The following is a 10,480-nucleotide window of genomic DNA, read 5'->3' as shown; positions in this document are numbered from 1 at the left end:
CCGTCGGTGGGTTTAACCCCCTGTTCACCCCCCCGGGGGCAAACGGGGGGGCCCCAGGCGCTGGATTCGCCGGGGCCCGCCGCTTCGCCGTGTGATCAGACGCTCGTGGCGCCGACCTGCACACCGTGCTCGGCGGCGAGACGGCGCAGGTCGTCGAGCTCGCCCTGCTCCACGTCGACGAGGAACTCGTCGCCCTCGTCGCGAGCCCGGGACAGATCGGACTCGGTCGCCCTTATGCGCTGCAGAAGTCCTGCGGTGAAAGCGTCCATGCTGCGCCCCCTCGTCCTGGGTCGTGGGTCGATGGCACGGGGGTGTGCCGTTCGGAAGGGACGATCACGCCGCATGTGGATGCCCAGCGCCGCTCGGCCGGGCGGCGACGGTGCCGGACACCCACGCCCGCCCTGCGGAAAGCGGATTGATGCGCACCGCATGGTGGTGCGGCGCCAGCAGAGCGTGATCGTGGGATGTAAAGCCGTCCTCCCCAAGCTCCCTTCCGTGGAAACCTAACCGGCGGAGAAAATCTCTTATTCCCCCTCCGGCCCACATGGCTCTCACCCGCCTTACCTCCGACTTATGGCCGAAAAGGGCAGGATGGAGGGCAACACACCGAGCCCTGTCGAAGACCCCTGCCCACGTATGCCCGGTGACGGGCTACGCGGGTGGACATGAGGAAGGACCAGCAACGTGCGCGTACTCGTCGTCGAGGACGAGCAGCTGCTCGCCGATGCGGTGGCCACCGGACTGCGCCGGGAGGCCATGGCCGTCGACGTCGTGTACGACGGTGCGGCCGCCCTGGAGCGCATCGGCGTCAACGACTACGACGTGGTCGTCCTCGACCGCGACCTCCCGGTCGTGCACGGTGACGACGTCTGCCGCAAGATCGTCGAACTGGGCATGCCCACGCGCGTGCTGATGCTGACGGCCTCGGGTGACGTCAGCGACCGGGTCGAGGGCCTGGAGATCGGCGCCGACGACTACCTGCCCAAGCCGTTCGCCTTCAGTGAGCTCATCGCGCGGGTGCGGGCCCTCGGCCGGCGCACCAGCGTGCCCCTGCCGCCCGTCCTGGAGCGCGCCGGGATCAAGCTCGACCCCAACCGGCGCGAGGTGTTCCGAGACGGCCAGGAGGTCCAGCTCGCCCCCAAGGAGTTCGCCGTCCTGGAGGTGCTGATGCGCAGCGAGGGCGCCGTCGTCTCCGCGGAGCAGCTCCTGGAGAAGGCCTGGGACGAGAACACCGACCCGTTCACGAACGTCGTGCGCGTGACCGTCATGACCCTGCGCCGCAAGCTGGGCGAGCCACCCGTCATCGTCACCGTCCCCGGCTCCGGCTACCGGATCTGATACTCGTGGCAAGTACTCCCGCACCCCCGCAGACGCCCCCCAAGCCCACCTGGGACCCCAGTCGGCCCGTCCAGCCCTTCCCGTGGCTGCGCCCGACCATCCGCATAAGGCTCACGCTGCTGTACGGCGGCATGTTTTTGATCGCCGGCATCCTGCTGCTGTCGATCATCTATCTGCTGGCCGCCCAAGCCCTCAACACCGGGAACGAGCCGCTCTTCAAGATCGTCGGCGGCACGGAGATCAAGGTGGCCAGCGATCGCTGCCCTGCGGTCGCCTCCGCCAGTCCGACGCTCGCCGAATTCAACGCGGCGATCAGCAAGTGCATCGACGACCAGCGTCATGTCGCGCTGGACAACCTGCTCAGCCGTTCCCTGCTGGCCCTGCTGGGCCTGGCGGTCATCGCCTTCGCCTTCGGCTACGCGATGGCCGGCCGCGTCCTGTCGCCGCTGGGCCGGATCACCCGCACCGCCCGAGCGGTGGCGGGCTCCGACCTGTCGCGCCGGATCGAGCTGGACGGCCCGGACGACGAGCTGAAAGAGCTGGCGGACACCTTCGACGACATGCTGGAGCGGCTGGAGCGCGCCTTCACGGCCCAGCAGCGCTTCGTCGGCAACGCCTCGCACGAGCTGCGCACGCCGCTGGCGATCAACCGCACGCTCCTTGAGGTGCACCTGTCCGACCCGAACGCCCCGATGGAGCTCCAGCAGCTCGGCAAGACGCTGCTGGCCACCAACGAGCGCAGCGAGCAGCTCGTCGAGGGCCTGCTGCTGCTCGCCCGCAGCGACAACCAGGTCGTCGAGCGGGGGCCGGTGGACCTCGCCGAGGTCGCCTCGCAGGCCATCGACCAGGTGAACGGCGAGGCCGAGAGCAAGGGCGTCGTGATCCGGGGCGAGCAGAAGCCCGCGGTCGTGCAGGGCAACGGCGTGCTGCTGGAGCGGATCGCGCTCAACCTCGTGCAGAACGCCGTGCGCTACAACGTGGCGGAGGGCGGCTGGGTCGAGGTCACCACCGACGTCGAGCACGGCCAGGCGGTCCTGGTCGTCTCCAACACGGGCCCGGTGGTGCCGGCCTACGAGATCGACAACCTCTTCGAGCCGTTCCGGCGGCTGCGCACGGAGCGGACGGGCAGCGACAAGGGCGTGGGGCTCGGGCTGTCCATCGTCCGGTCCGTGGCCCGCGCGCACGGCGGGCACATCTATGCCCAGCCGCGTGAAGGGGGTGGACTCGTCATGCGCGTCACCCTGCCCATCTGAGATCATGTCGCCGATCAACTCGGCGGCACACGGGGATGTTCGCTTTGCGCGGAATTTCTGAGCCTTCACCGCGCGTGCACCGTGTGTGATCGATCACAGGGACGCCTTTCCGGCCATCTACTCTCCGTGATCATGCGCGCTGTCGTAAAGCCGGGAAAATCCCGGTTTTCGGGGGTCTTGATCACGGGAAGTACACGGTGAGACGCCTTTGGCGTGCAGCATTCGGACCGTGTACGGTCCCCATCGCCATCCAAGCCGATCACTCGTCAGGAGTCCGGTTGGGTGTCGATTGAGTAACAGACCTTGATGTGAGGCAAAATCTCCGCCTCAGGTCGGGCACAAGTCCGGCCTCTCACGCGTTACGTGCGGGAGACACCGCAGACACCCAGAGGGGGAGAGCGACCATGGCAACCGATTACGACACTCCACGCAAGACCGACGACGACGTCGACTCGGACAGCCTCGAAGAGCTGAAGGCCCGGAGGAACGACAAGTCGGCTTCCGCCGTGGACGTCGACGAGTTCGAGGCCGCCGAAGGCCTCGAGCTGCCCGGAGCCGACCTCTCGAACGAGGAGCTGGCAGTCCGGGTGCTCCCGAAGCAGCAGGACGAGTTCACCTGCATGAGCTGCTTCCTGGTGCACCACCGCAGCCAGCTGGCCCGGGAGAAGAACGGTCAGCCGATCTGCCGCGACTGCGACTGAGGGCGGGTCGGCCGTGACTGGCTCGACCCCTCCCTGGAAGCGCCGCTTCTCCAAGCGAAAGGCGGACGAAGGGCCGATCACCGGCCCGCAGTACGGCGTGCGTGACGACGAGCGAGGCTCAACCGGTCCGGGGACGGCCTCGCTCGAACCCACAGCGGACCGGAGTGACCTCCCGGCATCCGTGGACGTCCCCGCACCCGTCGCGAGACGGCGGGCGGGGACGATCCGCGAGCGGGCCAGAGACGGTGCCCGCAAGGGCGGCGACCGGGCCCGGGCGGGACTCGCCTACCTCGCCGACCGGATCATCGAACTGGCCCCGCGCGTCCCCGTACGGGACCTGGCGACACTGCGCAGGCAGTTCCCGGGCCTCGGCCCCGAGGAGCTGGCGGACAAGCTCGTGGCGGGCGCGGCGAAGGCGACGGCGACGGTCGGAGCAGGCGTCGGCGCGGCCGCGATGCTCCCCGTACCCCCGGCGATGCCGACGGAACTGGCCGCAGAGGTCACCGGCGTCGCGGCGATCGAGCTCAAGATGATCGCCGAACTCCACGAGGTCTACGGCGTACGGCCGCCCGGCAATCTCAAACAGCGCAGCACCGCGTACCTCGACTCCTGGTCGGGGGAGCGCGGCATCGACGCGTCCAAGCCGTCGACCTTCAGCACGGCGCTGAACAGCCGCATGAAGCGCGAACTGCGGCAGCGGATCATGAAGCGCATGGTCCGCAACATGCCGAACCTGATGCCGTTCCTGGTGGGAGCCGCCGTAGGGGCGGTCATGAACCGCGGCGAGACGAGAAAGCTCGCCGGGCGGATCCGAGGGGACCTGCGCAAGATCCAGGTGTCCTGGGAGGCCCTGGAGGCGCTCCCTGCTCTCGAACGTCCGGTGGACGCCCTGGAGATGGGCGAGATCACGCACGACCCCCTGGGCCGCCACACGGACCACCGGCGCGACGGCGGACCCGACGGCAAGCAGGGCGACGGGCACTGAGACCGGCCCGTCCGGCACCGTCGCGTACGACGCCGGACGCCGGAACGGGCCCGTCGACGCGACGGCCGGGTGACGCCTCGGTCGGGTGTGCTACTGCGGCTCGGCCGTCCGCAGCGCCTCCGCCAGGCGCTCCGGCTCGCGCGTGGACAGGTACAGGTACGGAGTCGGATCCTGCGGGTCCGTGACCTCCACGCGCAGAGCCGTGGGGATGTACGCGCGCAGCAGGAGGAAGGCGCGCGGGTCGGCCTTGTAGGTGCGCCAGGCGCGGGCCTCCTCCGCGTCCAGCACCTCAGCCTCGCCCAGGGCCTCCAGCGGGATCTTCGCCTCGCCCGCGATGAGGGATCCGCCGACCACGCGGATGCGCACCGAGCCGTACGAGCTCGCCGCGACGGCCGCGACCGCGGTGCCCCCTGCCAGGCCTCCGAGCGTCGGCAGGGTGCCGAACGGGAGCAGGATCAGGGCCATCGAGACGCCCACGAGGAACGAGATCAGCCACCAGGTCCGCGGAGCGGTCAGGCGTTCTTCGTACGGAGCGGCGGAGAGCTGCATGGGGCCTAGCTTGACATGGTGTCCGAAAGGGGCCGACGCGCGGGTAAGGTCTCCGGCTGTGAGTGGTGATTCCGCAGCTCTTCGACCCCCGGCCGACGCCGTGCAACCGGTGCGGCACCCGGACGCGCCCGCGCCCGGTGAGCTCCTCGGCGCGCACTACGGCGAGTGCTTCGGCTGCGGGGGCGACCAGCCGCACGGGCTGCACCTGGAAGCGCGGGCCGGCGAGGGCGTGTCGCTCACCGCCGAGTTCACCGTCCAGCCCGCCCATCAGGGTGCCCCGGGCCTCGCGCACGGCGGTGTGCTCGCCTCCGCGCTGGACGAGACCCTCGGTTCGCTGAGCTGGCTGCTGCGCACGATCGCGGTGACCGGGCGGCTGGAGACCGACTTCGTGCGGCCTGTGCCCGTCGGCACCACGCTGCACCTGGAGGCGGAGGTCACGGCCGTGGCGGGGCGGAAGATCTACTCCACCGCGACCGGACGCGTCGGCGGTCCCGAAGGCCCCGTCGCCGTGCGCGCCGAAGCCCTCTTCATCGAGGTGAAGGTCGACCACTTCGTCGACCACGGCCGCCAGGAGGAGATCCAGGCGGCCATGAACGACCCGGACCAGATCCGGCGCGCCCGTGCCTTCGAGGTGAACCCGTGAGCCGTGATCCCCTGGACGTGCTGATCCGGCGCGTCGATCCGGACGTACCGCTTCCGGCGTACGCACAGCCCGGGGACGCCGGGGCCGATCTGCGCACCACCGAGGCGTGCCGACTGGAGCCCGGTGAACGGGCCGTGCTGCCCACGGGAGTGTCTGTGGCGCTGCCGGAGGGGTACGCGGCCTTCGTGCACCCGCGATCCGGTCTGGCCGCTCGCTGCGGCGTCGCCCTGGTGAATGCCCCGGGGACGGTTGATGCCGGGTACCGTGGGGAGATCAAGGTGATCGTGGTGAATCTCGACCCGCGCGAGGCCGTGCGGTTCGAGCGCTTCGACCGGATTGCCCAACTGGTGGTTCAGCAGGTCGAGAGGGTCCGCTTCCAGGAGGTTGCGGAACTTCCCGGCTCCGCGCGGGCCGAAGGGGGCTTCGGGTCCACCGGCGGCCATGCCGCGGTGGACGGGACGAGCGGCACAAGCGGTCAGGCCGCCCTGGGCGGTCGGACGGGTGGGAATCGATACGCTTCGGTCGTATCCGACCGGGAAGGACAGTGACGTGTTCGGACGTCGCAAGAAGAGGGATGCCGCCGAGGACGCGGCCGGCGAGGCCGAGCAGGTCGTCGACGGTGTCGACACCGAGGCGGACGAAGAGCGCGAGCGCCTGAGGCTGGAGCCCGCGCCGCGCCCCGACGGGCCCTGGGACGACTCGGAGGTCCGTGACCCCGGCGAGGGCCGGGTCGACCTGGGCGGTCTGTTCGTGCCGGGCGTCGACGGCATGGAACTCAGGGTCGAGGTCGCGGGCGACGCGATCGTGGCGGCCACGGTCGTGCTGCGCGACAGTGCCATCCAGCTCCAGGGTTTCGCCGCGCCCAAGCGCGAGGGCATCTGGGGCGAGGTGCGCGAGGAGATCGGCACCGGCATCACCCAGCAGGGCGGCATCGTCGACGAGGTCGAGGGACCGCTGGGGTGGGAGCTGCGCGCGCAGGTGCCCGTGCAGCTGCCGGACGGCACCGGCGGCTTCCAGGTCGTGCGGTTCGTCGGTGTGGACGGCCCCCGCTGGTTCCTGCGCGGGGTCATCTCGGGCCAGGGTGCCGTGCAGCCGCAGGCGGCAGGGCTGCTCGAGCAGGTCTTCCGGGACACGGTCGTGGTCCGCGGTGAGGGCCCGATGGCGCCCCGTGACCCGATCGTCCTGAAGCTTCCGAACGACGCCCAGATGGTCCCCGAGGGCGTCCAGCAGGAGGAGGGCTCCCGTTTCGCGGGCGGAATGGGCCAGCTCCAGCGCGGACCGGAGATCACCGAGGTGCGCTAGTCGTACGACGTCGAGGGCCGTACTCCGTGAGGGGTGCGGCCCTCTCGGCTTCCACGCCGAGTGACCGGCTCCGCGCCGATGCCGAGACCCGGCTGTGCGGCGGCTCGCTCACGCTCGGGCTGGGCCGGTGACCGAGGTAGGCCACAACGCCCTGGCCGACCGCCCCGGGCACGCCATGACCAACGCCGCGAGGCTGACCCGGCGGAACCGCCCGGCCGGCGGCAACAACCTCTTCGTCGCCTGCGAGACCCTCACCCACGGCGACAACCCCGCCTGACCCCCGGATCGACCGGGCGCCGGGCGGGGACCCCGGTGCCCGGTCCGCCCGCCCGCCCGCGTCAGAGTTCCGTCAAAGTGCGCCCCGGAGCCGGGCCGGGGACCCGAACGCCCTGCCTTCGGGCCTTAGGGTCGACGCTGCGCAGTCGGCACACCACGGGAAGACAATGGGGCCATGGCACGCGGCAAGCTTCGGATCCACCTGGGCGCGGCACCGGGCGTCGGCAAGACGTACGCGATGCTGTCCGAGGCGCACCGCCGCGTCGGGCGGGGCACGGACTGCGTGGTGGGCTTCGTCGAGCACCACGGACGGCCCCGCACCGAGGTGATGCTGCACGGCCTGGAGCAGGTGCCGCGCCGGGAGCTGGAGTACCGCGGCGGCGTCTTCCCCGAGATGGACCTCGACGCCGTCCTCGCCCGCCGCCCCCAGGTCGCCCTGGTGGACGAACTCGCCCACACCAACGTCCCCGGCTCCCGCAACGCCAAGCGCTGGCAGGACGTGGAGGAACTGCTCGCCGCGGGCATCGACGTGGTCTCGACCGTCAACATCCAGCACCTGGAGTCCCTCGGCGACGTCGTCGAGTCGATCACCGGCGTGCGGCAGCAGGAGACCGTGCCGGACGAGGTGGTGCGCCGGGCCGACCAGGTCGAGCTGGTCGACATGACGCCCGAGGCGCTGCGGCGGCGGATGGCGCACGGCAACATCTACCAGCCCGACAAGGTCGACGCCGCCCTGTCGAACTACTTCCGTCCCGGCAACCTCACCGCCCTGCGAGAGCTGGCGTTGCTGTGGGTGGCCGACCGGGTCGACGCCTACCTCACCCAGTACCGCAGCGAGCACCGGGTGTCGAAGATCTGGGGCTCGCGCGAGCGGATCGTGGTCGGTCTGACCGGCGGACCGGAGGGCCGCACACTGATCCGCCGGGGCGCACGGCTGGCCGAGAAGGGCGCCGGCGGTGAGGTGCTGGCCGTCTACATAGCCCGCAGCGACGGGCTGACCTCCGCCTCGCCCAAGGAACTGGCGCTGCAGCGCACCCTGGTCGAAGACCTTGGCGGAACGTTCCACCATGTCGTCGGCGACGACATACCGGCCGCGCTGCTCGCCTTCGCCCGGGGCGTGAACGCCACCCAGATCGTGCTGGGCTCCTCGCGCCGCAAGGCCTGGCAGTACGTCTTCGGGCCCGGCGTCGGCGCGACGGTCGCCCGGGACTCGGGCCCCGACCTCGACGTGCACATCGTCACCCACGGCGAGGTCGCCAAGGGCCGCGGGCTGCCGGTGGCCAGGGACGCCCGCCTCGGGCGCTCCCGGCGGGCCTGGGGCTGGATCGCCGGTGTCCTCGGCCCGCCCCTCCTCGCGGCGCTGCTCAGCGCCGTCGACCTCGGCCTCGCCAACGACATGTTGCTCTTCCTGGCGCTGACGGTGGCGGCCGCACTGCTCGGCGGGCTGCTGCCCGCCCTGGCCTCGGCGGCGGTCGGCTCCCTGCTGCTGAACTACTTCTACACCCCGCCCCTGCACCGGTGGACCATCGCCGACCCGAAGAACATCGTCGCCATCGTGATCTTCGTGTCGGTCGGCGTGGCGGTGGCCTCCGTGGTCGATCTCGCCGCCCGCCGTACCCACCAGGCGGCCCGGCTGCGGGCCGAGTCCGAGATCCTGTCCTTCCTCGCCGGCAACGTGCTGCGCGGCGAGACGGGCCTGGAGGACCTGCTGGAACGCGTACGGGAGACCTTCGGCATGGAGTCGGCGGCCCTGCTGGAACGGGCGAGCGACGTCGAGCCTTGGACCTGCGCCGGCCGCGTCGGCCGGGGACGTCCCGTCGAGCGGCCCGACGAAGCGGATGTGGACATGCCCGTCGGGGACCACATGGCGCTGGCGCTGACCGGCCGTGTGCTGCCCGCCGAGGACCGCAGGGTGCTGGCCGCCTTCGCCGCCCAGGCCGCCGTCGTCCTGGACCGCCGCCGGCTCCAGGAGGAAGCCGACCAGGCCCGCACGCTCGCGGAGGGCAACCGCATCCGCACGGCCCTGCTGGCAGCCGTCAGCCACGACCTCCGTACCCCCCTCGCCGGGATCAAGGCAGCCGTGACCTCCCTGCGCTCCGAGGACGTCGAGTGGTCGGAGGAGGACCGGGCCGAGCTGCTGGAGGGCATCGAGGAGGGCGCCGACCGCCTCGACCACCTCGTCGGCAACCTCCTCGACATGTCCCGCCTCCAGACCGGCACCGTCACCCCGCTGATCCGCGAGATCGACCTCGACGAGGTGGTGCCGATGGCGCTCGGCGGGGTCCCCGAGGGCAGCGCGTGCCTGGACGTGCCCGAGACCCTGCCCATGGTCGCCGTGGACCCCGGGCTGCTGGAGCGGGCGGTGGCCAACCTCGTCGAGAACGCCGTCAAGTACAGTCCGCCCGGCGCGCCCGTGCTGGTCGCCGCCAGCGCGCTGGCCGACCGGGTCGAGGTGCGGGTGGTCGACCGGGGGCCCGGCGTCCCCGACGAGGCCAAGGAGCGCATCTTCGAACCCTTCCAGCGCCACGGCGACGCCCCGCGCGGCGCCGGGGTGGGTCTGGGGCTCGCGGTGGCGCGCGGCTTCGCCGAGGCCATGGGCGGCACCCTGAACGCCGAGGACACCCCGGGCGGCGGGCTCACCATGGTCCTCTCCCTCCGTGCGGCGGCATCCCGCCCGGAGCAGCACCCCACCGCAGAACCGGAAAGGCAGGCCTCATGACCCGCGTCCTGGTGGTCGACGACGAGCCGCAGATCGTGCGCGCCCTCGTGATCAACCTCAAGGCACGCGCCTACGAGGTCGACGCGGCCCACGACGGTGCCACCGCCCTCCGCCTCGCCGCCGCCCGCCACCCCGACGTGGTCGTCCTGGACCTGGGCCTGCCCGACATGGACGGCGTCGAGGTGATCAGGGGGCTGCGCGGCTGGACCCGGGTGCCGATCCTGGTGCTGTCCGCCCGGCACTCCTCCGACGAGAAGGTCGAGGCGCTGGACGCGGGGGCCGACGACTACGTCACCAAGCCGTTCGGCATGGACGAGCTGCTGGCCCGGCTGCGGGCCGCCGTGCGCCGGGCCGAGCCGGCCGGCGGGGAGGGCGACGTGGTCGTCGACACCGGCGAGTTCACCGTCGACCTGGCCGCGAAGAAGGTCGACCGCGCCGGCAAGGACGTACGGCTGACGCCCACGGAGTGGCACCTGCTGGAGGTCCTCGTGCGCAACAACGGCCGCCTGGTGGGGCAGAAGCAGCTGCTCCAGGAGGTGTGGGGGCCGTCGTACGGGACGGAGACGAACTATCTGCGCGTGTACATGGCGCAGTTGCGACGGAAGCTGGAAGCGGATCCCTCACACCCGAAGCACTTCATCACCGAGCCGGGGATGGGGTACCGGTTCGAGAAATGAGGCGGTGGGGGCTCGTGGCCGGGGGCCGGGGATCGGC

11 protein-coding genes and 1 pseudogene are annotated in these 10,480 nt (G+C 71.4%); 10 read left to right on the top strand and 2 right to left on the bottom strand.

Annotated features, from left to right (window positions below; translation table 11 throughout):
* Nucleotides 1–95 precede the first annotated feature (95 nt).
* Nucleotides 96–269 (bottom strand): hypothetical protein, encoded by a 174-nt coding sequence (locus tag ACFCXS_RS37400; protein WP_167526644.1) that lies wholly within the window; start codon nt 267–269, stop codon nt 96–98.
* Nucleotides 270–684: 415 nt separating this feature from the next.
* Here ACFCXS_RS37400 and ACFCXS_RS37395 point away from each other — a divergent pair, with 415 nt between their 5' ends.
* The 4 genes from ACFCXS_RS37395 to ACFCXS_RS37380 all read left to right on the top strand — a co-directional run bounded on the left by ACFCXS_RS37395 (nt 685) and on the right by ACFCXS_RS37380 (nt 4,277).
* A complete protein-coding gene (locus ACFCXS_RS37395) occupies nt 685–1,338 on the top strand; it encodes a response regulator transcription factor (protein ID WP_053670977.1) in 654 nt (217 codons plus the stop codon).
* 5 nt (nt 1,339–1,343) lie between these two features.
* Nucleotides 1,344–2,591: a sensor histidine kinase gene (locus tag ACFCXS_RS37390; protein ID WP_376647802.1), complete on the top strand. Its 1,248-nt coding sequence runs from the start codon at nt 1,344–1,346 to the stop codon at nt 2,589–2,591.
* A gap of 404 nt (nt 2,592–2,995) precedes the next feature.
* Nucleotides 2,996–3,292, top strand: a complete 297-nt coding sequence (locus ACFCXS_RS37385; RefSeq protein WP_003993510.1) for a DUF4193 domain-containing protein — start codon at nt 2,996–2,998, stop codon at nt 3,290–3,292.
* A 13-nt stretch (nt 3,293–3,305) separates the two neighbouring features.
* Nucleotides 3,306–4,277, top strand: coding sequence for a hypothetical protein (locus ACFCXS_RS37380; RefSeq protein ID WP_376647801.1), 972 nt, complete (start codon nt 3,306–3,308; stop codon nt 4,275–4,277).
* A gap of 90 nt (nt 4,278–4,367) precedes the next feature.
* Here ACFCXS_RS37380 and ACFCXS_RS37375 read toward each other — a convergent pair whose 3' ends face one another.
* Nucleotides 4,368–4,826, bottom strand: a complete 459-nt coding sequence (locus tag ACFCXS_RS37375) for a DUF3093 domain-containing protein (RefSeq protein WP_376647800.1) — start codon at nt 4,824–4,826, stop codon at nt 4,368–4,370.
* A gap of 58 nt (nt 4,827–4,884) precedes the next feature.
* Here ACFCXS_RS37375 and ACFCXS_RS37370 point away from each other — a divergent pair, with 58 nt between their 5' ends.
* The 6 genes and pseudogenes from ACFCXS_RS37370 (at nt 4,885) to ACFCXS_RS37345 (ending at nt 10,443) form a co-directional block, all read left to right on the top strand.
* Nucleotides 4,885–5,469 carry a PaaI family thioesterase gene (locus ACFCXS_RS37370; protein WP_376647799.1) on the top strand — a complete coding sequence of 195 codons (585 nt, stop codon included), beginning with the start codon at nt 4,885–4,887 and terminating at the stop codon, nt 5,467–5,469.
* Entirely contained in the window at nt 5,466–6,017 is a 552-nt protein-coding gene (gene dut, locus ACFCXS_RS37365) for a dUTP diphosphatase (RefSeq protein WP_376647798.1), read from the top strand. Before ACFCXS_RS37370 ends, dut begins: the two co-directional genes overlap by 4 nt.
* A 1-nt stretch (nt 6,018) precedes the next feature.
* Nucleotides 6,019–6,771 (top strand): DUF3710 domain-containing protein, encoded by a 753-nt coding sequence (locus tag ACFCXS_RS37360; protein WP_376647797.1) that lies wholly within the window; start codon nt 6,019–6,021, stop codon nt 6,769–6,771.
* An 89-nt stretch (nt 6,772–6,860) separates the two neighbouring features.
* Nucleotides 6,861–7,048 (top strand): annotated as a pseudogene (locus tag ACFCXS_RS37355) (hypothetical protein); the annotation flags it as partial.
* A gap of 174 nt (nt 7,049–7,222) precedes the next feature.
* Nucleotides 7,223–9,766: an ATP-binding protein gene (locus ACFCXS_RS37350; protein WP_376647796.1), complete on the top strand. Its 2,544-nt coding sequence runs from the start codon at nt 7,223–7,225 to the stop codon at nt 9,764–9,766.
* Entirely contained in the window at nt 9,763–10,443 is a 681-nt protein-coding gene (locus ACFCXS_RS37345; protein WP_376647795.1) for a response regulator, read from the top strand. Before ACFCXS_RS37350 ends, ACFCXS_RS37345 begins: the two co-directional genes overlap by 4 nt.
* Nucleotides 10,444–10,480: the final 37 nt, after the last annotated feature.

It is taken from the genome of Streptomyces sp. NPDC056373 (assembly GCF_042262425.1).
Taxonomy (GTDB): domain Bacteria; phylum Actinomycetota; class Actinomycetes; order Streptomycetales; family Streptomycetaceae; genus Streptomyces.
This window is presented reverse-complemented; position numbering and strand designations above follow the sequence as displayed.